Genomic DNA, 20,847 nt, shown 5'->3' on the forward strand with positions numbered 1-20,847 from the left:
CTCCTAGTGCGTATTCATAATACTTTTTGCAACTGTTCCACTCTTAAACATCATAAGTCCAAGTAGTAGAGCATATCCTAATATACTAAACAAGCTTGCGTGAATATCTGTAACCTGTACCGTTCTTATTAAAACGGTGTAGATACCTAAACATATCATCAAAAACAAACCTTGTAGTCCCAAGGCAAAAAGTCCCTTGATATAATTTGTTCCAATCTGACCCCATTCTTTATTTCCCATAGTAGCAAATGGTATGGATGATACTGATGAGTAGACATATATTTCAAACATACGCCCATATACTATTAAGGTAATAGTTAAAGATATACATTGAATTGCAATCCTCACTAGGCTTGTTTCAACTAATATCATTAAAAGCTCACCTATTTCTTTTTCTTTTAATGTATCAACCATTGCAACTATCTGATCTCCTGAAACAGTGGCAGAAGTAGTGATTACCCCTGCCGCTTTGTTTACAAGATTTTGTGCCACATCAAAGACTGCCATTGAAAATTCAAAGGCATGGCTTGCAAGGTAGACTGCTATAAACATCTTTATAATGTATTTGAAAAACTCAAAAGTATCTGTATCATGCATATTATTCTTTTGCATTACCATATTTATGAGTTCAATACATAAAACTGCTGTTATGATAAGACCTGCTATTGGAACAATCACATTATCATTAATGTTTTTTATAAAGTTATATACTTCTCCATTCCAACCCATTGGTGTCTTCCCAACATCAGTTGCAATAACTCCAACCTTGTCATTTATATCTAAGAACATGGACTCAAGATTTGCTTTGATACCTCCGAGTAGCATATCCTTAAAAAATTCAGTTAGCTTGTCAAAGATACCAAACATAGACTTTCTCCTAATTTAAAACATTTGCAAGTAGTGGAATTAATTTAATACCGATTAGTACAATTCCCCCACCAGCCATAAGCTGCTTAATACCTTGAGATTTAGCACCAGGGTTATCATTACCATAACCTTCCATTAAGTTAATAACTCCCCATGCTCCTAAACCTGCACCAATTGCAGTTACAAGTGTCTTTAAAACTCCTACTCCAGCTGTAAAAAATTCCATATTATTCCTCCTCGTTTTCTTTCTTATTTTCTATTTTGTTTAGTGATTTAACTATAAAATTCTTGTAGACCTTATCTCCTTTTTTGTTTTCTTTGAAATATCCAAAGACATGGATTAGATCTCCTTTTTCAAAATCTTTTACAATTTTTACCTTTTCTCCATATACTGAGCAATTTGTATATTCTTTGCCCTTTCCATATTTTTTTACAAGAGCAAAATTTGCTACTTGAACATTTTCTCCATCCTTTTCAAATTCTGAAAATTCAGCTTCCTTAACTAAATTTGCATTAATATTTATCATTTCTCTATCCATTAACTTCTTCTCCTTAATCTATAAATTTCAATTAAAAAAGCGACCGAACTTATATTTCAATCGCTAAATGTCTTATATATTAAATTGTTTTAAGTAGGACTTCTTATCCTTACCATCTTAACCTCCTAATTTTGAGTATAAAAAAAGACGATAGAGTTTTTAATTTCTATCGTCCCATTGTATAAAACTATTTTTCTTTTATTCTTCTTCATAACTGTTCATAAGTTCTCTCCAATTATCAAACAAAACTTTTCTATCTTCAAATTTCATTTCAAAAATTTCAGGAACATCTGATCCTATAACTTTTACCGGTCCCATAGATGTCATAATATAACCTGGATCACCTTCTACTTCTATCAAGTTAAAGCTGCTGCCACACCCTTTGCAGTATATCTCAGCTAAGTCATGAGGTGGTTCCCATTTCTTTACTACACCACACATACACTGTAACTCAATAATTTCATCCGAATCTTTTAAACCTTCTTTAATGAAAAAATAATAGGTGTTATTTCTGGTCTGTAGGAAATGATTTACCTCTGTTATATAATCGTTTATCTGTTTAGATAATTGAGTAGCGTATTCACGCTTATAAACTTTATTTACCATAAAATAGATTGATTTAAGATATATCTCTGATATAAATCTCATCATAGTCGACAAGATTTCATACTTTAATTCATTAAAATTTTCAGTGCTTAATAAATATGGTCCAATATCACTACCAAAAATAATATCTGAACTATCTGAGCTAGTGAATAAAGTTGATGTATATCCAATATGTGTGAATTCAGATGAAAATCTAAATAAATTTTTCAATTCTTCTTTTAAAGCTTCTTGATTATCTAAATTTAACTCAGTAAAAATATAATCAATTTTGTCACCAAAATTCTTCTTTGTACATTTTGTGATATCTGACTCAACCCCTCTTACACGTTGATTGTAATTTAAATTATCAAATTCACTTAACGCATCTTCTATTTCTTGGTTAAATAAAGAATGCCTGATTGATTTAGTTGCATATAGTTCAAAGCTTTTTAAAGATGTAAGAACATGAAAATTTAGCTCTTTTGCATCTAACATTATTAGTATAAGCATCCGAAACCATGCTGTCAAGTGTCTGTCTAGTTGTGGTTACTAAGTTACTATAATCAATAAATTCTTTTCTTAATTTACCAACATTGTTAATATCTATCTTATCTATCTCATCGCTCTCAAAAACAATTAAAAATTTTTTTAATATTTCGAAATCATTTTTCAATATCCTAGGAATAATTTTCTTAAAATATTGTTTTGAGCTTGTTACTTCATTAAACTCATCATTTACCATATCTGTTTCAATAATCAACTGTTCGATTTCTTTATTCAAAACATCTAGCTTAATTGCTAAATCATAAAACAATTGGTTTACATATACTATATTGTTAAATAACACCTCATAGTTATTTAGAGCGGCTGCGTTTTTCCTCTCAGAAAAATTAAGTGCCAAGCTTTTTAAAATATCTTTTTCATTCATTATCTACAACCTCTTTCTTAACAATAATTATATAATGTATTAATCTAATTTAAACTAAATTCTTATAATGAAAGTATTTGACTTCAAACTAGGCTTATCTTTCCTCTTCATATACATCTCAATATCAAAAGTATTTCTCTTGTCATAGTCTTCCAGTAACTTATAGTTCTTGTGCTTTGTAATGTCATACTTCTCAGATAGAAGAGGTCTCACTCCTCAAAGTTGATATATACACTTGCCGCCATCCATTACAGTTATTTCATCTTGGCTCATAAGTTCCTTACCAGTTTTTTGGTAATTTAGACCAAAGGATTTCTGGTTTGATCTTGTTTCTGATGTGTTATATAGGTCTATGGTTTCTTTTCCTAAGGTTTCTGATAACTCTTTTACTGTTGTTTTTTCTTTCCCTCCTAGAAAGAGTGTTGAGTCACAGTTACCAACTATTGTATCTGCATGGTCTTTGTAGATTGCCTTTAATTGAGATTGTGCTTGCAGAATTATACTTGCTGATATTTCTCTTGAACGAATTGTCGCTATTAGTTTTTCAAATTTTGGAATTAAGCCAATATTTGCAAACTCATCAAGTAAACATCTTACATGAACTGGAAGTCTTCCACCATACACATCATCTGCCTTATCACATAGTAGATTAAATAATTGGGAATACATTATTGAGACTACAAAGTTAAAAGTATCGTCAGTATCTGATATTATTACGAACAAGGCAGTTTTCCTATCTCCAATTTTATCAAGCTCTAGCTCGTCTTCACTCATTAGCTCTCTATATTAGTTGGTGATTTTATTTCTCTTTTTTTATTCTTCCATGTGCCCTCCTTTCTACTTTTAGGCAATCGAATAGGGGCTAAGATCTAGCCCCTTTCACACCACCCGTACGTGCCGTTCGGCATACGGCGGTTCAATATTTTATTGTATCATATTATTTATTACTGATGTTTCTATTCAACTTTATTCTTTTGGTATCCGAACCATGAGAAATGAATACGTCATTCCTTGTGTTCCATCAAGTCATAGTACATCATTTTCAAATATTACAATAAATATCGTTCCTCCCTTCGCTCTATTTCCGTTACGAAACTTCTTCACTACTATGGAGTCTGCTGACTTCTCACTATTCGTTGTTACTACTTCTTCGCTAATGAGACCTCACGGGATAAGCCCTAATACTTTCATCGTTTACTTGCAGAATTTACGCTTTGGGTTTACGGTTACCTTTTGGGTCTTTGCTATCTTAGGCTAGCTTGCCCACCTGTTACGCCTCATATTCTGTTCCTGTTCGTCAAGCCACGATTTCGCTATCCGTTCTTCTCTCATAGATGTCGCCATCTAAAACTTCGGGGTCGCTATTAGATTCGTTGGTAACTACGCTCTGTAGGGATTTTCACCCCAGCATTAGAACATGCCCGTCATACATAAAAAACAGCAAATCTTTTTTGATTTGCTGTTCTTCATGTCTATGTTATCCAGATATCATTTAATACTATAATATTGGTATAACCCTATCAAACCTAAAACTATCATTACTAGTAAGATGGCAAGAATTATTTTTTTTGTTTTAGTACTCATACTATTCACTCCAATATGATACGGTTGATGAACCATTAGGATAACTAATTAGTTGTCCATAAAAATTTCCTATTTGAACACTTAAACCTTTTAACGGTCCTAATTTATAGTAAAAAGTCCCTTTTGTGTATACTTTATTATTACTTATATATGCGTATTTACCTTGTGTTGATGTTTGTACCATTGGATTTAAATTCCTAACAACATAAGCATCATAATAATTTATACTTCTAATTTTCCCATTTGAAACCTTATATCCAGCTTCTACCTTGAATTTTAGTACTTCTATTCCAAAAATAGAAAATGTTTTAGTTCCCCAAGTATTCCTACTTACTGTTGAAGCTCTTGTATTCATCGTTGGACTATCAAAGGTAATCTGGTCATTTGATTTTGTCACTACAGTTTCTAAAGAATTTTCATTTGAGTACAATTCAGGTTTTTGTAGAATATCAACAAATTGTTGTTTTTCACTTTCAGTCAAACTAACAAATTTTTTAAAATCCTCATATGATTCGGATTTTAAATATTCTTCATATTTATCGACTGTCAGTATATCACTTTCCATCTCATCTGCAAACACATTTACGGGTACTATCATCGTCATCATCATTACTATAGCAAATCCTACTGCAAACAATCTTTTTTTAATATTATCTAACATTATCTTCCCTTCCTTTCAAATTATTTTAATCTTTATATGAACTCAATACTATAAATTATAGCGATTAATCCCCGTTCTTATACCTCTGAGGATTCTTATATAACATTATTTCCCCCTTCTTTTTCATTATTATAAGATATCGGCAGAATTAACTCAGCTAACTTTTGTGCATACTTTATTATAATTTGTGCATACTTTATTATAAAAGGAAACTCAAAAGAATTTACTCATTTTATTATATTAATAATCATATTTCCATTTAAACGAACTTTTCCCTTTCTTTGAAGATATTTTTCAATATCAAATAGATTTTTCTTATCAAAATCTTCAAGTAATCTATAATTCTTATGCTTTGTAATATCGAATTTATCAGACAAGAAAGGTCTTACTCCTCTTAGCTGGTATATGCACTTACCACCATCCATTACAGTTATTTCATCTTGGCTCATAAGTTCCTTACCAGTTTTTTGGTAATTTAGACCAAAGGATTTCTGGTTTGATCTTGTTTCTGATGTGTTATATAGGTCTATGGTTTCTTTTCCTAAGGTTTCTGATAACTCTTTTACTGTTGTTTTTTCTTTCCCTCCTAGAAAGAGTGTTGAGTCACAGTTACCAACTATTGTATCTGCATGGTCTTTGTAGATTGCCTTTAATTGAGATTGTGCTTGCAGAATTATACTTGCTGATATTTCTCTTGAACGAATTGTCGCTATTAGTTTTTCAAATTTTGGAATTAAGCCAATATTTGCAAACTCATCAAGTAAACATCTTACATGAACTGGAAGTCTTCCACCATACACATCATCTGCCTTATCACATAGTAGATTAAATAATTGAGAATACATTATTGAAACTACAAAGTTAAAGGTATCATCTGTATCTGATATTATTACGAATAAGGCAGTTTTCCTATCTCCAATTTTATCGAGTTCTAATTCATCTTCACTCATTAACTCTCTAAGCTCTCTTATATCAAAAGGTGCAAGTCTTGCTCCACATGATATTAAAATTGACTTTGCAGTTTTTCCTGCTGCAAGCTTATATTTCTTATATTGCTTGACTGCAAAATGAGTAGGATCTTTCTTTTCAAGAGCTTCAAAGAGCCTATCAATTGGGTTCATATAGGTTTCATCATCTTCTCTAACTTCACTTGCGTCAATCATATCCAAAAGTGTCTTAAAGTTCTTTTCTTCTTCTGGTGCTTCGTAATATATATAACCAATGAGGGCAGTGTAATATAACTTCTCAGCCTTTACCCAGAAATCTTCTCCTGCCTTTTCTCCATCTCCCTTGGTGTTAGCAATTATAGTTTGGACAAGCTTTAAAATATCTTTTTCACTTCTTAAATATGCAAAGGGATTGTATTTCATAGATTTTTTAAAGTTTATTGTATTTAAAATCTTTATGTCGTATCCATTTTCGTAGAGCATTTTTCCACACTCTAACACAAGTGTGCCTTTAGGGTCTGTTACTACATAGGAAGAGTGCATTTGCATTAGGTTTGGCTTTACATAAAATCTCGTTTTACCTGATCCAGAACCTCCTATTACCAATACATTTTTATTTCTAGCGTATTTAGGGTTTTTAGGTCTTGAGTTCATTGTAAGTCTTTCGGTATTAGTTATGAGGACATTGTTTTCAAACTTAGGGTCTATATATGGAGCAATATCCTTCCTTTCTCCCCATCTTGCAGATCCATACTCCTTACCTTGCCTATATTTCTTTTTATTTTTTTCTTTGCTATAAACGATTAGCTTAACAAGAGCAGCAACTGAAATTCCTACTAACAAGTCCCTTGGATTAAAACTTGGTATATAAGATAAAGTTCCTATATCAGAAATTCCCGCCATTATTCTATCAATAATATCTCCTCCAACATAAGAATTGATGTGCTTAGAAAAGATATTTCCAATGTAGGAAAATGATAAATAAGGAATGTTTGATAATATAAATTTCTTTGGGTTGTCTATTTTAATTAAGTTTTTAATATCAGAAAGAATGGCTTCTAATACCTTATTCATCGTAGAAACCTTCGCTATCTAATAAAATTAGTAGGTAGTGTCTTCCTTTTGGTGTTATAAATGTTTGTATGCCTACAAGTGTACCTAGTGGATCAACCCATTCTTTTACTTCAAAATATCCCTTGTTTTTATCTGCATAAGGTAAGAGTTTCTTTTTCTTATCTCTATAAATTAATCCCTTATCCATTAAAAAATTTATAAATTGATTTTGTGGTATTCCTAACTCTTTGGCAGTATTTCTAAAGTTTGTAAGTAGGTTATAATCTACTAATTTGTCATAATAGTCTGCCTTTGGTCTTAATTCGTCATTTTCTTCTTCTCTCTCGGCAATAATTCTATTTGCTACAAGAATTGCATCTGCAAGTAACTCTTCATTAGTTTTCTTTTCTTGCCCTACTATATATCCTCCGTTTTTTCTAATGCTCGGTAAGACTTCTCTAGTTACCCAAGCTTTAAATATTTTTGCTTGTGGCAGCTTTGATGAAAGGATAAGTGAATACAATCCTGATTCGTTAATTATTGAAATATTCTGTATTCCTCCAGGGGTGTTCCATTTCGTTACACCCTTATCTTCTTCATCTACATGGTCATAAATAGCTTTCCTTGGATTAACATATCCTAACATAGTTGCTACTTCATTAGCTATAAAGAAAAACTCACCGTCTTTTTCTATAACAGTGAGTTTCCCAAAATTCTTATTTTTAAATGTTTTTAAATTACTTATCATAAGCTTTGCTCCTTATGTTTATTCTTAACTTTATCTTTACTAATGGTGTCCTTAGCCATATCTTTAAACTTATTTATTGTCTTCGTTATTGAATCTTTCTTATCGGCCTTTCTTTCAGAAGCCTTAACTGCTTTTTTAAAGGCATGTTCCATTACCTTTATATCCTTAGATTGAAAAAACACAGAGTGATTACCAGTTTCCTTATCTTTCATAACAGAAAACTTCACTCCGTGTTTATTTAAAATTTTCTTTAGTTCTTTTAACTCAGGATCTTTTAGATTAATTTCTTCTAACTGTCCCTTTTTAACCATATCTTTTAGTTTTACTTCTTCTCCGTTATTTTTTATTACATTTTTCAAGCCTCCTTGTTCTTCTATTTGCTTGTGTACTTTCTTTAATGCATCAAGAATTGCTTTACTTGTTGCTTTTGCAAGCCTTACTTCAAGATTAAGACTCGACCTAGATACTTCTTCATTAATCATCTATTCCACCTCCATATAAAAGTAACTCTTTGTATTTTCTTAACTTCTCTTGATGGATTTTTCTTCTAAAATCTTCTCCCGTAACTTTAACTGGTATTGTCATTTCAAGTATTCTTGAATATATTCTCTGATACTCAAGGTCAATGTTTGGATTTTGAATAATTTCCAATGATAAGTTTGTAGTAAAAATTGTCGGCTTACCCTTTAAGTATCTTGAGTTTATAATGTTATATACTTGTTCTCTTGCATAAGATGTATCCCTCTCAATTCCAAGGTCATCTAATATTAACAATGGAATATTAGAGAGGTTACTGATAATTTCATTTGAATCTAGCTTAAATGCTGATTTTTGTATTTGGTTTATAACTTGAGATAAATTCATAATCTTAACTTTAACTTGCTTTCTTTCGATTAATTCATTTGCAATTGAACAAGCAAGATAAGTCTTTCCGCTGCCAACATCTCCATAAAATAAAAGTCCTACATTGTCTTTTTTCATTTGTTCAAAGCTCTTAGCATAGTTGTAAGCAACCTTGTAAGCTTGTCCCTTTTCATTTAGGAATTTCTCAAAAGTATATTGGTGTTGGAGCGGCGATGAAAAACAATCTCTTTTAAGTGTTGATATTTTCATCAGTCTTTCTCTTTCTTCATTTTCCTTATCTCTTTTTATTTCACATTCACATTTAATTCTTGGAATAAACTTTGTAAATCCAAGATCAACTAATTCTCCATCGACTCTTTTACCACATGATTTACAATAAACATGTCCATTTCTTTCAATATCATTTTCTCTTAATACAAAATCTTTTAAGCTTTTCATAAACTCTCTCCTATATCGTAATTCATTTTCCTTGTTGAATTGTCATTAATGCTTTTTGCCTGATCATTAAGATACCAATTAATTATCGTTGCCTGGTGGTCTTGATACACTCTGTTATTTGCTTTCATATAAGACGAGAGCCTATCAATGTATTCATTAATTCTACTTCCTAACTCATTTGTTAAGTCCTTGCATTCTTCATCAGTCAAAAATATATTTTTATATATTCCATAAGGCTTTTTCCCTTTACTAAAATCATTCTTTCTTAACTCATTATTACTAATATTGTTATAGTTACCTTCTGATTTTCGGAAATCTTGAAGTCTGTTATTCGGAGTTCTTGAATTCCGATTATCGGAAGTCTGGACTTCTGCTTTTCGGAAATCTGGATTTCTATTATTTGAATCAGAGAAAACACTCATAAAATCTTTAACATATATCCTATTTGGTTTTCCAAGTCCTTGTCTTTTCTTTTCTATCAATCCAATTCCTGATTTTGTATCAAGCTCATTTATAATCTTTAAGGCTTTATCATTAGCACAGTTAAATTGCTCTTTAATAGCATCCATTGTGTAGTAAATAAAGACTTTTCCATCTTCATCTATCCATCCATTTTTATATGAAAGACCCATTCGATTAAGCATATATGAATACAAAACTTTAGCTTCAATAGAAATGCTCTCAAAAATCTCATCTTCCATTAATACCATAGGCAACCTAATGAAGTTATACATCTCAGATTGCCTGTTATAAAAATAATCAAAATTCATTCCTACCTCCTTTCTTTAAAATAAAAAAGAGCAGCCTTATTTAAGCTACTCTTGTAGAAAGTGTAAAATGGGTTTCATCTTATTATATTTTTCTTTGTGTCTCCTCATACCAGTTGCAAAACTACTCTTACGTCCATGTAGTTTTTTTGAGTCTTTTTGACGTATCCTTCTTCATCTTTATCGAAGACAAAATGCTTATAAAACTGCTTAAAATGCAGGATTTCTAAATTTATATCTTTTGTATCAACGCTATAGTCTCCACATGCCTAGAATTTGGAAATTGGTCAAAGATTTCATAGTTTTTTATATTATATCCATTATCTAAAAAAGTTTTTAAGTTTTCTACCTGTGTCTTTGGATTACAAGAGATATAAACATACTTTTTAGGATTAAGTTTTAAAATTTTTTCTAAGGGTTCTGGACTAATACCTGCTCTTGGAGGGTCTAGGATAACTACATCATAATCTCCCTTAACATTCTCAATCTGTTCAAGTACATCTCCACATAAGAAATTTATATTTTTAATTTCATTTAATTTGGCATTTTCGTATGCTTTTTCTACTGCCTCATCTACTATTTCAATACCAGTGGCTTGTTTTGCAACACTAGCCATAACTTGAGTAATGGTCCCAGTACCTGAGTATAAATCAAGTACATTCATAGAATCATCTATTTTTGCAAATTCAAAGGCTTTTTGATAAAGCTTTTCTGCTGTAAATACATTTGGTTGAAAAAATGAAAATGGAGATATGTTAAATTTTAATCCTAACATTTCTTCTGTAATATGGTCTTTTCCAAAAATAAGATCAATTTTTTCAGGTATTACAGCATCAGCAACTGAATCATTTGTAACATGAAAAATTGATACTATTTGACCATCTAGGTTTAAATTTTTTAAGAAGTTTACAAATAATGTTTTTCTCATCTCATCGAAGCTTTCATCACTTGTAGTAACTAGTATACACATGATTTCACCTGTCCTATGTGCTTTTCTAATTATAAAGTGTCGTAAAAGTCCTTCTCGTCTTGATTTATGATAAAAACTAGTGTTTTTTTCACGGAAATATTTTTGTACTGCACTTCTGATTTTATTAAAATCACTATCTATTACATTACAATCAATCGTATCCACAATTTCATAGAATCTATTTTGCCTATGCAGACCTAATATTAGTTCTCCTCCCTTATAAGCATCTCCAAAGGTGTATTCCATTTTGTTTCTAAATCCTTCAGTTATTGGGGATCTATTTATTGGTATATCACCTTCATAAGTAATATTGTTTTCAGCTAATAATTTTTTTATCATGTCCTGTTTTAGCATTAGCTCTGTTTCATATGGCATTCTTTGATATGCACATCCTCCACATATGTCAGCTTGAGGGCAAAAATCTCTACTATTTTCTAAGGGAGAATGTTCTACTAGCTCTATATACTTTCCTTTTTTGTAATCTTTTCTATTTCTTGTAATTTTAACCTTACAAGTCTGTCCTAGTACACCACCCTTAAATTCAATTATATTTTCATTTTCATCGGTTCCAATTGAAATATTTGGATATTTTACTTCATTAATTTTAACATTAGTATTTTTATTCTTTCTCACCTACATCCTCCCAAAATTTCTCAGCTTCTATATCGAAATCACTTTTTTCATTTACTAATTTAATTCCATTGTTTTTCCAATGTTTAGGATACATGCTTTTATATTTATAACTATTAAATCTGTCATCAAGCAGATAGATAATCCCCTTATCATTTTCACTTCTGATAACCCTACCTGCAGCCTGGTAAACTTTGTTTAATCCAGGAAAAGTATATGAATAATCAAAACCATTTTCTCCAAGTTTATCAAAATGAGTTTTAATTAAATTTCTTTCATTACTTACACCTGGCATACCTACTGAAATAATCATTGATCCGATTAATCTATCACCAATTAAATCAACACCTTCGGAAAATATGCCTCCTAAAACTACAAAAGCAGTTTTTTGTGAGTCTTTATCAAATTGTTTTAAAAATTTCTTAGTATCCTTTTCATTCATAAACCTATCTTGGATTACTATTTCATCATCAAAACGTGTTTTGTAATCCTCGTATACATCTTCTAAATATGAATAGGACGGGAAAAATATAAAATAATTTCCTTTTTTTGAATTAATAAATTCATTGATAGCTTCACTAACAAAAACTAAATTATTATTCCTATCCCTATATCTTGTGCTAATCTCGCGATTAAACAAAGCAAAGTTTTTTTCATCAAAAGGCATATCAAGTCTAAGTTTTAAACTATCATCGGCACCCAATATTTTAGTAAAATAAATCATGGGAGAAAGTGTGGCTGAAAAGAAAATAACAGATCTTGCATTTTTATAAGTACTTGATAAAACCATGGAGGGATCTATGCACTTAATTTCAAAGATAATCTGATCATAATCTTCATCATAAGAAATCACAGAATAAAAACCTTTTGTATAGTATTCTCCTATCTTTAAAAATTTATTAATATCAAAAAATAAATTTAGTAGCTCATCATAATTTTCATCATCATGTTCTTCTACCAAATATTTTTGCAGAGGTTTTAAAAGTTTTATAAATTTTTTATCAAAATCTTCGATTTGATTTTCCTGATAATAATAAAGCTTCTTACCATATTTAGCATAAAGTTGATCAAAGGTATCTATTATTTCATCGCAGTATTTTATAATGTTTTTTTGCTTTTTATTATCTAGTTTTTTAGATATTTCTTTAAAACGTTCATCGTTAAAAGAAAAGCCGTACATATCACGAGCTCTCTCTACCAAATTATGAGATTCATCTATTAAAAAAACATATCTATCAATTACTTCATCAAAAAATCTTTTTAGATATGTATTTGGATTAAATACGTAATTATAATCACAAATTATAAAATCTGCATAGGATGAAATATCAAGTTCTAACTCAAATGGGCAAACTCTATGCTTTTCTGCATAAGAAGTTATAGTTGAAAAGTCCATTATTTCTTCACTATCAATTATGTCTTTTAAAGCATCATTTACCCTATCAAAATGCCCCCTTGCGAATGGACAATCTATAGGATTACATTTTACTTCATCATTTAAGCATATTTTTTCTTTTGAAGTTATTGATAGTGCTTTTATAAATAAGCCTTGATTCTTTAGAATATAAATTGATTTTAAAGCTTCATTTGCTTGTGTACTTTTGCTAGTTAGATAAAAGATTTTATCGGTTAAATCTTCTCCCATTGATTTTACAGATGGAAAAACTGTTGAGATTGTTTTGCCAATACCTGTAGGTGCATCTACAAATAATTTTTTCTCATCTAAAATTGATTTATAAACTGCTACAGCCATCTTTCTCTGCCCCTTACGGTATTCTTTATAAGGAAAGTCTAATTCTTTGATAGTCTGATTTCTTTTTGATAAATTTCTTGCTAATATTTTCGAAAAATTTAGATATTCGTTTAATAAGCTGTAATAAAAATCTTTAAGCTCATCAAAGCTAAATGATTCTTTGAATATGATTGTAGAATAATCTTCCACACTTACATATGTAAGTGTGATACTCATATTTTCTAAATTATTATCTAGAGCATAAAAGTAAGCGTAGCATTTAGCTTGTGCCCAGTGTAATTTATTTGTGCCATCAATTTCTGAAAGCATTCTACTTGTCGATTTGATTTCATCTATTACAAATCCATCTTTTTCTTTAAGCAAGCCATCTGCTCTACCCTCAACTATAAACTCTACATCATCTATAATTGTAGAATTTTTTAAAGAATATTCACTTTTATAATTAGCACCATATTTTTTTTGAATTGCTTGATGCGCTCTGATGCCTTCAATCATTCTAGCATTATCACGAAATCTATTGTCAATATCTCCAGATCGCATTACAAATTCAATAAGGTTTCTAACTGAAATTCTAACTAACATTTAATCACCTTTTCTTATTATACTACTAATTAGGGTATAAACTTTTATGAAGATAAGGAGTTATTATGAACGAAACAATTAAAAATCAACTTAATCATAGAACTATAAGAGAGTTTAAAGATGAAAAACTAGACCAAAGCGTCATTGATAATTTACTAGAAGTGGCGAACATGGCTCCTACTAGTAATGGTATGCAATTTTGTACTATCATTGAAGTTACAGACCAAGATTTAAAAGATAAGTTAGCAAAAAACGGGCTTCAAGAATATATGGCGCGTGCACCTCATTTGTGGATATTTGTAGTAGATTTGTTTAGAAATTATAGTATTGCAAAAGAAAACGGCCAAGAAAATGATGAGATGTTAGGTTTTGATAGATTTATTCAAGGTCTTACAGATTGTATAATAGCAGCACAAAATGTTACAGTTGCAGCAGAAAGCCTAGGTTTTGGAGTAAATTATTTCGGAAATATCCATAATGATACAAAAAATGTAATAGATATCCTAAATCTACCTCAATTAACATATCCAGCAGTTGGATTAGGATTTGGAATTCCAAATCAAGCACCACAACTAAAACCAAGAATGGATATGAGCGTTAAGACATTTGAAAATTCATATAAAATATTTGACAATTACAACAAAACTATTGCTGATTATGATAAGGAAATGACTACCTATTACGATTTAAGAGATGCAAATAGAAGAGTAGACTCATTCTCAGCACAAATACCCAAAAAACAAGGAACACCAATAGCTAATAGAAATAAAATGTTTGAAACCTTATTAAGTCAAGGTTTTAAAATAGACATAAAATAAAGATTACAAAAGTAATCTTTATTTTTTTAACACAGAAACATAAGAATTATCTTTTATATAAAATCTGTATGGATAATCAATTGCTTCTTTAGAATAATCTATGCCTATTCTTTTATCAATAATTATATCAAAAATACTATCATCATCTTCAACATAAAATGATTGGTCAAATAAATCTTTGCCATTTAAACTTTTATCTATACTTAAAGCTTTTGTAAGTTTTCCAGGACCATTAGTAAGATTTTTCTTTTGATATGCCGATAAATCATCAAAATATTTACCAAATCTATTTTTGCTAATATTATCAAATTGATTTAAGGGTTCTACTGCTCTTATTAAAACTGCCTCTGGAATATTTTTATCCTGAGTAACAAAATTAAGCATAAAATGAATACCATATGTTTGATATACATAAATAGTACCTGCATCTTCATACATTATTTTATTTCTATCCGTTTTTCTATCTCCAAATGTATGGGCAGCTCTATCCTCTATCCCAAGATAAGCTTCAGTTTCTACAATCTTTGCTCTATATATAATTCCATTATCTTTTTTTACTATTACTTTTCCTAATAGGTCCTTAGCAACCGTTAAAGTATCTCTACTAAAAAATTCTTTACTTAACATAATTTCCTCTACTGATTTTTATATATAAATATGATATCATATTATTATCAGAGTAGATAGGAAGCATTAAGTGTTAAGAAATGGGTTGTTGTTCTTAAACGAAGCTATAGGCTATGATTTTCTATCGCAACCGCTGCCTCTGATAGAAAGGGGAAAAAATGAAAAATAAGATTACTGTTAATATGCTCACTAAGATGTCTATTTTTGCTGCTTTAACAGTTATTTTTAGAAGATTTCTAACTATAACTATTTTTTCTAGCACAAAAATAGGTTTAGGTTACTTGCCTACCATTATGGCGGGGATTTTATATGGTCCTTTAGCTGGGGGCATAACTGGTGGTGTAGCAGATGTTGTTGGAATGTTGATGAAGCCAGACGGGGTTTTTCATCCTGGTTTCACTTTAAGTAGTATCTTGATCGGTGCTGTACCAGGTTTTATATCCTATAATTTATTTAAAAGAGATTTTAAAAATAAACTCGACTGGATATGCCTCACAAGTTGTATATTTGTGTTCATAGGTGTACGACTACTGCTCGATTCTTTTTGGCTAACTAATTTATATTCCAACCCATATATATTTTATGTTGTACGTAATTTTATAAAAGATGCTTTTGAAGCAGGAATTAACGCTGTAGTTTTAATATTACTAATACCAAAAATAACAAAATATGCATATAAAAAGCTCTAAGATTTTCTTAGAGCTTAATTATTTTGATTTATAAAATCATTTATTAATTTTACGATTTCTTCCAAATAGCTTTCATCTCCAGGATAACCAATTACTAAATGACCATGTTCTTTTACTTTTCCTACTATCATAAGATTTCGATATAGTTTATTTTCACCAGTTCCCAGATATCTCATGTCAGTAATAATTCCTATAATCATTCTTGGAAAGTCAATATTATTTTCTTTTTCAAACTCTCTCATGACTCCATGAGCCATGATTTCTCCAGCTACACCATCATCTATACTAAGTCCATCTAGACAGGCTATTAAAATATTTGCTTTTTTCAGTTCAGCAGTATCAGCTTGAGAAATTTTAATATCTGTGATTATATCATCATTGTTTTTCTTATCATTTATATCAGCATTTCTTTGAGGTACATATAAATCTAATTTAGTATTTTCTTCTATATATTTTGCTAAATTTTCAGTCCATTTATACATAGCATCATTAAAAAAATGACTTGCTAAATATCCGTACATTCTATCTCCTTAAAAACTTCTACCAGCTCCACCGCCGCCGGTGCTTCCTCCACCACCAGTAAATCCACCAGAATAAGAGCTACCAGATGAGCCTCCAAATGATGATCCACCAAATGATGAAGAAGATCCACCAGTCCAGCTACTAGAACTCCATGGGTCATCAAAATATCTTCTTCTATATCTAGGGTATCCCCTAAATGTTGGATTATTTCTGTAATATCTAGAAGTATTTCCTCCATAGAAATTCATTTTTGTTGTTAATCTAGACATTATTATAAATATAATTAGATATAAAAACAGTGTTCCTAGGCTAATGCCACCTGAATATGACTGGCTATTCATATCTAAATAATAGTCATAATTCCCATCAAGAGATATTTCATATTCATCAACAACTTCCGCAACTATTGCATTAAATCCTTCATTAATTGCTTTAGAATAATTGCCCTTTTGTAAGTCATCATACATAAAATTATCAATAATTCTACCAACTTTACCGTCATTTAGTCTGCCTTCTATACCATAGCCAGTTGAGATAAAAATTTCTTTTTTATCATTCAAATCATCTTCAGTAATAAGGATTAGAACTCCATTTTTTTTATTTTGATCACCTATGTGCCATTTATTAAATATTTTGGGTCCTAAATCACTTGCTGGCAAACCATCTGGATTTTTAATTGTTGCAATCATTATTTGAGAACCAGTTTTTTGCTCCAGCTCTCTGTTAGTTTTGGTTATATTTTCCTTAGTTTCCATATCTAGCATACCTAGTTCATCTAGGTAAAAACTACTTGGTGCAGATGGTAGATCTGCAAAAGATATAAGAGGAAAAAGGAAGATTAATAAGCAAAATATAAGGTTAAATTTAAATATCTTCCCCTTTTTCATAAAACCTCCTATTTGTTATTTTGATTAAAGTCAACTTTTGGTGCTTCTTGAGCACTTTCACTAGCTTGGAAATATTCAGCCTCTTTGTATCCTGTAAATCCTGCAATAAGATTTGTAGGGAATTTTTTTAAATCTGAATTGTATTCTTTAACAGCTTGGTTATAGTTACCGCGTTCTACAGAAATTCTATTTTCAGAACCAGCTAACTCATCCATTAATTGAGTATACTGAGTGTTTGCCTTTAGTTCTGGATAATTTTCAACTACTACATTCATCTCACGAACAGCTTGTGTCAATTGCTCGTTAGCATCAGCTAATTCTTTTGGAGATTCTGCATTATTGATTCCTGAGCGAGCCTCAGTAATTTTAGTTAAAGTTTCACCTTCATAATCTGAATATCCCTTAACAGTATTTACTAAGTTTGGAATAAGGTCTGCCCTTCTTTGTACTACATTTTGTACTTGTGCATAAGCTTCATTTACATTTTCACGGCTACCTGCTAGCCTGTTATAGGTTGGTACTGTTAGAAATAATATTAGAGCAAGTACTACTAAAATGCCTCCAACAACACCAAACCCACTTCTTTTTTGATATCTATTATTCATTATTCCTCCTAAATATTTTATAAATTATTAATACCCATTTAAAAGGACAATGTCATTATTTATAAGACTATTTTTTACATCTATAATTCTTTGATTAGATGATCCACGAAATCTTAATTTTAAATCTTTTTTAGATTCGATAAATGGACCATCCACTAGTACGTCAATTTCTTTTAGTAAATCTTTTTGGATTTTATTTGCAATCAAATTCTCAAAGCTATATCCTGAGTATATCCAAATTTCTTTATTAACTTGAGTTTTTATTACTCTAACTATATCTGTTAGTTCATGAGCACTTTCAAATGGCTCTCCTCCTAAGATTGTTAGTCCACTTACTTCATCTCTTTTTAGATAACTTATTACTTCATTAGTAGTTTGATCAGTCCAGACTTTTCCAAAGTTAGGATTTTGATATTCTTTATTAAAACAATTTTTACAATTTATACTACATCCAGTTACGAAAATACTAGTTCTAATTCCAGGACCATTTGCAATATCATATTTTCTTATTTGTGCGTAATTCATATATGTAGCACCCTAGCCTTAATTTCCTTTGTCCTTCCTTCATTCCAAAAATTTTCTCCCAGATAACCGCAAGTTCTTCTTACTACAGTAAGAGAGTTTCTATCTTTGTTACCACAATTTGGACAATACCATTCATTTCTTTCGTTTAATAGTATTTCTCCATCAAAACCACATTCATTACAATAATCAAGCTTGGTATTAAATTCAGCGTATTGGATGTGATCGTAAATATATTTAATCATAGTCATTATAGCATCAATATTAGCTGTCATATTTGGAATTTCTGCATATGAAATACAACCCCCAGTAGATAAGGACTGAAATTCTGCTTCAAAGTCAAATTTATCAAAAACTGATATTTCTTCTCTAACATCTACATGGAAAGAATTTGTATAATAACCCTTATCAGTTATATCTTCTATTTCTCCAAATCTATCCTTATCAATACTAGCAAATCTATGGGTAAGACTTTCAGCAGGTGTTCCATAAACTGCAAAAGCAATATTGTATTCTTCGCTCCATTTTTCTTTTTTCTCATTTAAAAGTTTCATAATTTTTAGAGCGAATTCTTTTCCCTCATTGCTGGTGTGGGATTTACCTGTTACAAGTTTACTTGCTTCATAAATACCAATATAACCTATGGTTACTGTAGCGTAACCATTTTCAAGTAGTGGTTTTATCGGTGTGTGTTTTGGTAACCTTTCTATAGCTCCATGTTGAAAATGGATTGGTGAGCTATCGCTTGTAACTTTTGATAAGTGATGATATCTTAAAAGACCTACTTCTTTTACAAGATCTAATCTTTTTTCTAATATCTCAAAAAATTTTTTTTCATAATTTTTAGCTAAGATACCAATTTGAGGAAGATTTATAGTGCAGACACCCATATTAAATCTTCCGTCAAATTTATATTTGCCATTTTCATCTTTATATGGTGGAAGAAAGGCTCTACATCCCATAGGAGAAAATACATTCCCTTCATAGTTTTTTTTCATTTCTTTAGCAGATATGTAATCCGGATACATTCTTTTTGCAGTGCACTCTCCAGCAAGATTAGTAAGCGAATAGTATTTACTATCTTCTTTTATATTGTTTTCATCTAAAACATAAATTAATTTTGGAAAGGCTGGAGTAACATATACCCCTGCTTCGTTTTTAATGCCCTTGATTCTTTGCTTTAAGATTTCTTCTATTATCTTTACTGTTTCCTCTAGGTATGGATCATTTTCATCTGTGTGCATAAATAAGGTCACAAAAGGAGCCTGACCATTGCTAGTCATAAGAGTATTTATTTGATATTGGATAGTTTGTATACCTGATTCTAAATCTTTTTGAGTCATTGCAGAAGCCATAGCTAAAGCTTGATCTTCGCTTGCTAAAGTTTCTTTGGCTAGTCTTAAATTTTTATCATAAGATTTTTTTAAATATGGACTTAGGCAGGATATATTTATAGATTGGCCACCATATTGATTGGAAGCAATTTGAGCAATGATTTGTGTCATCACATTACAAGCTACTTGAAATGACTTTGGACTTTCTATCAACTTTCCATTTACAACTGTTCCTTCATCTAACATATTTTTCATGTCTACTAGGCAGCAGTTAAAAATTGGTTGGATTAAATAGTCTAAATCATGGATATGTATAGCTCCTGACTCATGGGCTTCTACTAAGTGGGCTGGAATTAGTTTTCTTTTTGCTATGTCTTTTGCAACCTCTCCAGCTATCAAATCCCTTTGAGTGGAAGCTATTAAGGGATTTTTATTAGAGTTTTCATCCATAACATCAACATTTGTTTGATTGAGTAATCCTAAGATATCATTGTCAGAGGTATTTTGTTCTCTTTTATAAGCTTGGATTGATTTATATGATTCATAGGCTCTAGCAGTGGCTGGGTTATTATTTCTAATCAGCTCATAATAAACTGCTTCTTCTATATCATAAATAGAAATCTCATTTTTATCCTTATATTTTTCTTTTATTATGTATGCTATTTCTTCTGGCTGATCCTTAATATAAACTCCACTTGGAGAATTCATAGCTTTAAGGATAGCAGCAGATATTTTTTCTTCTTTAAAATCAGCTTTTTCACCATTTCTTTTTACAACTTGTAACATATTATTCCTCCTATACTTTCGTTAGTATACCATATCTAGTTTTCAAATAAAAGTATATACCATATATAGTATATCTGACTATTAAGCTAGGGATATTAAAAGAGATGTTGGAATAAAGCCAAGCACCTCTTTTACTTAAAA

21 protein-coding genes, 1 pseudogene and 1 riboswitch are annotated in these 20,847 nt (G+C 30.5%); of the genes and pseudogenes, 2 read left to right on the plus strand and 20 right to left on the minus strand.

Annotated elements, in window-relative coordinates; translation table 11 throughout:
• Positions 1–3: 3 nt before the first annotated feature.
• The 14 genes and pseudogenes from ACKRLN_RS03750 to ACKRLN_RS03815 form a co-directional block, all read right to left on the minus strand.
• Complete coding sequence (locus tag ACKRLN_RS03750; RefSeq protein ID WP_000466918.1) at positions 4–867, minus strand: VirB6/TrbL-like conjugal transfer protein, CD1112 family; 864 nt, start codon at positions 865–867, stop codon at positions 4–6.
• A 10-nt stretch (positions 868–877) separates the two neighbouring features.
• Positions 878–1,093 (minus strand): Maff2 family mobile element protein, encoded by a 216-nt coding sequence (locus ACKRLN_RS03755; protein ID WP_012797151.1) that lies wholly within the window; start codon positions 1,091–1,093, stop codon positions 878–880.
• 1 nt (position 1,094) lies between these two features.
• On the minus strand, positions 1,095–1,406 hold the full coding sequence (locus ACKRLN_RS03760; RefSeq protein WP_416335301.1) for a single-stranded DNA-binding protein: 312 nt from the start codon (positions 1,404–1,406) through the stop codon (positions 1,095–1,097).
• A 198-nt stretch (positions 1,407–1,604) separates the two neighbouring features.
• Complete coding sequence (locus tag ACKRLN_RS03765) at positions 1,605–2,486, minus strand: hypothetical protein (protein WP_416335302.1); 882 nt, start codon at positions 2,484–2,486, stop codon at positions 1,605–1,607.
• Positions 2,431–2,919 carry a hypothetical protein gene (locus ACKRLN_RS03770; protein ID WP_416335303.1) on the minus strand — a complete coding sequence of 163 codons (489 nt, stop codon included), beginning with the start codon at positions 2,917–2,919 and terminating at the stop codon, positions 2,431–2,433. The genes ACKRLN_RS03765 and ACKRLN_RS03770 overlap by 56 nt, the downstream gene beginning before the upstream one ends.
• A gap of 54 nt (positions 2,920–2,973) precedes the next feature.
• Positions 2,974–3,702: pseudogene (locus ACKRLN_RS03775) on the minus strand (VirD4-like conjugal transfer protein, CD1115 family); the annotation flags it as partial.
• 802 nt (positions 3,703–4,504) lie between these two features.
• The gene (locus tag ACKRLN_RS03780; protein WP_416335304.1) at positions 4,505–5,164 is read right to left on the minus strand and encodes a hypothetical protein; all 660 of its coding nucleotides are present in this window, start codon (positions 5,162–5,164) and stop codon (positions 4,505–4,507) included.
• Between the two features lie 227 nt (positions 5,165–5,391).
• Entirely contained in the window at positions 5,392–7,185 is a 1,794-nt protein-coding gene (locus tag ACKRLN_RS03785; protein WP_416335305.1) for a VirD4-like conjugal transfer protein, CD1115 family, read from the minus strand.
• Positions 7,178–7,912, minus strand: a complete 735-nt coding sequence (locus tag ACKRLN_RS03790) for a BRO family protein (RefSeq protein ID WP_416335306.1) — start codon at positions 7,910–7,912, stop codon at positions 7,178–7,180. The genes ACKRLN_RS03785 and ACKRLN_RS03790 overlap by 8 nt, the downstream gene beginning before the upstream one ends.
• Positions 7,909–8,394 (minus strand): PcfB family protein, encoded by a 486-nt coding sequence (locus ACKRLN_RS03795; protein ID WP_416335307.1) that lies wholly within the window; start codon positions 8,392–8,394, stop codon positions 7,909–7,911. Before ACKRLN_RS03795 ends, ACKRLN_RS03790 begins: the two co-directional genes overlap by 4 nt.
• Positions 8,387–9,214: an ATP-binding protein gene (locus ACKRLN_RS03800; protein ID WP_416335308.1), complete on the minus strand. Its 828-nt coding sequence runs from the start codon at positions 9,212–9,214 to the stop codon at positions 8,387–8,389. Before ACKRLN_RS03800 ends, ACKRLN_RS03795 begins: the two co-directional genes overlap by 8 nt.
• A complete protein-coding gene (locus tag ACKRLN_RS03805) occupies positions 9,211–9,984 on the minus strand; it encodes a replication initiator protein A (RefSeq protein ID WP_416335309.1) in 774 nt (257 codons plus the stop codon). The genes ACKRLN_RS03800 and ACKRLN_RS03805 overlap by 4 nt, the downstream gene beginning before the upstream one ends.
• Before the next feature lie 229 nt (positions 9,985–10,213).
• Complete coding sequence (gene rlmD / locus ACKRLN_RS03810) at positions 10,214–11,584, minus strand: 23S rRNA (uracil(1939)-C(5))-methyltransferase RlmD (protein ID WP_416335310.1); 1,371 nt, start codon at positions 11,582–11,584, stop codon at positions 10,214–10,216.
• On the minus strand, positions 11,571–13,916 hold the full coding sequence (locus ACKRLN_RS03815; protein ID WP_203126631.1) for an ATP-dependent DNA helicase: 2,346 nt from the start codon (positions 13,914–13,916) through the stop codon (positions 11,571–11,573). The genes rlmD and ACKRLN_RS03815 overlap by 14 nt, the downstream gene beginning before the upstream one ends.
• A gap of 65 nt (positions 13,917–13,981) precedes the next feature.
• Between ACKRLN_RS03815 and ACKRLN_RS03820 the strand changes: the two genes are divergently transcribed.
• A complete protein-coding gene (locus ACKRLN_RS03820; protein WP_203126633.1) occupies positions 13,982–14,734 on the plus strand; it encodes a nitroreductase family protein in 753 nt (250 codons plus the stop codon).
• A gap of 18 nt (positions 14,735–14,752) precedes the next feature.
• On the opposite strand, the gene ACKRLN_RS03825 is transcribed toward ACKRLN_RS03820, so the two are convergent.
• A complete protein-coding gene (locus ACKRLN_RS03825) occupies positions 14,753–15,361 on the minus strand; it encodes a DNA-3-methyladenine glycosylase (RefSeq protein WP_203126634.1) in 609 nt (202 codons plus the stop codon).
• A gap of 46 nt (positions 15,362–15,407) precedes the next feature.
• Positions 15,408–15,499, plus strand: a riboswitch (THF riboswitch).
• Positions 15,500–15,519: 20 nt separating this feature from the next.
• Between ACKRLN_RS03825 and ACKRLN_RS03830 the strand changes: the two genes are divergently transcribed.
• Positions 15,520–16,050 carry a folate family ECF transporter S component gene (locus tag ACKRLN_RS03830; RefSeq protein WP_203126635.1) on the plus strand — a complete coding sequence of 177 codons (531 nt, stop codon included), beginning with the start codon at positions 15,520–15,522 and terminating at the stop codon, positions 16,048–16,050.
• A gap of 14 nt (positions 16,051–16,064) precedes the next feature.
• Here ACKRLN_RS03830 and ACKRLN_RS03835 read toward each other — a convergent pair whose 3' ends face one another.
• The 5 genes from ACKRLN_RS03835 to nrdD are packed head-to-tail and all read right to left on the minus strand — an operon-like array spanning position 16,065 to position 20,706.
• Positions 16,065–16,571, minus strand: a complete 507-nt coding sequence (locus tag ACKRLN_RS03835) for a nucleoside 2-deoxyribosyltransferase (protein ID WP_203126636.1) — start codon at positions 16,569–16,571, stop codon at positions 16,065–16,067.
• Between the two features lie 9 nt (positions 16,572–16,580).
• The gene (locus ACKRLN_RS03840) at positions 16,581–17,459 is read right to left on the minus strand and encodes a TPM domain-containing protein (RefSeq protein ID WP_296141237.1); all 879 of its coding nucleotides are present in this window, start codon (positions 17,457–17,459) and stop codon (positions 16,581–16,583) included.
• An 8-nt stretch (positions 17,460–17,467) separates the two neighbouring features.
• Positions 17,468–18,064, minus strand: a complete 597-nt coding sequence (locus ACKRLN_RS03845; RefSeq protein ID WP_203126638.1) for a LemA family protein — start codon at positions 18,062–18,064, stop codon at positions 17,468–17,470.
• 27 nt (positions 18,065–18,091) lie between these two features.
• A complete protein-coding gene (gene nrdG / locus ACKRLN_RS03850; protein ID WP_416335311.1) occupies positions 18,092–18,589 on the minus strand; it encodes an anaerobic ribonucleoside-triphosphate reductase activating protein in 498 nt (165 codons plus the stop codon).
• Positions 18,586–20,706 carry an anaerobic ribonucleoside-triphosphate reductase gene (nrdD, locus tag ACKRLN_RS03855; RefSeq protein ID WP_416335312.1) on the minus strand — a complete coding sequence of 707 codons (2,121 nt, stop codon included), beginning with the start codon at positions 20,704–20,706 and terminating at the stop codon, positions 18,586–18,588. The genes nrdG and nrdD overlap by 4 nt, the downstream gene beginning before the upstream one ends.
• Positions 20,707–20,847: the final 141 nt, after the last annotated feature.

The sequence above is a fragment of the Anaerococcus sp. AH8042_DFU013_CI05 genome (genome assembly GCF_047936775.1).
Classification (GTDB): Bacteria; Bacillota; Clostridia; order Tissierellales; family Peptoniphilaceae; genus Anaerococcus.

Coding starts and splice junctions, on each gene's coding strand:
- ACKRLN_RS03750 (WP_000466918.1), bottom strand. CDS start 867: ATGTTTGGTATCTTTGACAAGCTAACTGAATTTTTTAAGGATATGCTA.
- ACKRLN_RS03755 (WP_012797151.1), bottom strand. CDS start 1,093: ATGGAATTTTTTACAGCTGGAGTAGGAGTTTTAAAGACACTTGTAACT.
- ACKRLN_RS03760 (WP_416335301.1), bottom strand. CDS start 1,406: ATGGATAGAGAAATGATAAATATTAATGCAAATTTAGTTAAGGAAGCT.
- ACKRLN_RS03765 (WP_416335302.1), bottom strand. CDS start 2,486: ATGTTAGATGCAAAAGAGCTAAATTTTCATGTTCTTACATCTTTAAAA.
- ACKRLN_RS03770 (WP_416335303.1), bottom strand. CDS start 2,919: ATGAATGAAAAAGATATTTTAAAAAGCTTGGCACTTAATTTTTCTGAG.
- ACKRLN_RS03780 (WP_416335304.1), bottom strand. CDS start 5,164: ATGTTAGATAATATTAAAAAAAGATTGTTTGCAGTAGGATTTGCTATA.
- ACKRLN_RS03785 (WP_416335305.1), bottom strand. CDS start 7,185: ATGAATAAGGTATTAGAAGCCATTCTTTCTGATATTAAAAACTTAATT.
- ACKRLN_RS03790 (WP_416335306.1), bottom strand. CDS start 7,912: ATGATAAGTAATTTAAAAACATTTAAAAATAAGAATTTTGGGAAACTC.
- ACKRLN_RS03795 (WP_416335307.1), bottom strand. CDS start 8,394: ATGATTAATGAAGAAGTATCTAGGTCGAGTCTTAATCTTGAAGTAAGG.
- ACKRLN_RS03800 (WP_416335308.1), bottom strand. CDS start 9,214: ATGAAAAGCTTAAAAGATTTTGTATTAAGAGAAAATGATATTGAAAGA.
- ACKRLN_RS03805 (WP_416335309.1), bottom strand. CDS start 9,984: ATGAATTTTGATTATTTTTATAACAGGCAATCTGAGATGTATAACTTC.
- ACKRLN_RS03815 (WP_203126631.1), bottom strand. CDS start 13,916: ATGTTAGTTAGAATTTCAGTTAGAAACCTTATTGAATTTGTAATGCGA.
- ACKRLN_RS03820 (WP_203126633.1), top strand. CDS start 13,982: ATGAACGAAACAATTAAAAATCAACTTAATCATAGAACTATAAGAGAG.
- ACKRLN_RS03825 (WP_203126634.1), bottom strand. CDS start 15,361: ATGTTAAGTAAAGAATTTTTTAGTAGAGATACTTTAACGGTTGCTAAG.
- ACKRLN_RS03830 (WP_203126635.1), top strand. CDS start 15,520: ATGAAAAATAAGATTACTGTTAATATGCTCACTAAGATGTCTATTTTT.
- ACKRLN_RS03835 (WP_203126636.1), bottom strand. CDS start 16,571: ATGTACGGATATTTAGCAAGTCATTTTTTTAATGATGCTATGTATAAA.
- ACKRLN_RS03840 (WP_296141237.1), bottom strand. CDS start 17,459: ATGAAAAAGGGGAAGATATTTAAATTTAACCTTATATTTTGCTTATTA.
- ACKRLN_RS03845 (WP_203126638.1), bottom strand. CDS start 18,064: ATGAATAATAGATATCAAAAAAGAAGTGGGTTTGGTGTTGTTGGAGGC.
- nrdG (WP_416335311.1), bottom strand. CDS start 18,589: ATGAATTACGCACAAATAAGAAAATATGATATTGCAAATGGTCCTGGA.
- nrdD (WP_416335312.1), bottom strand. CDS start 20,706: ATGTTACAAGTTGTAAAAAGAAATGGTGAAAAAGCTGATTTTAAAGAA.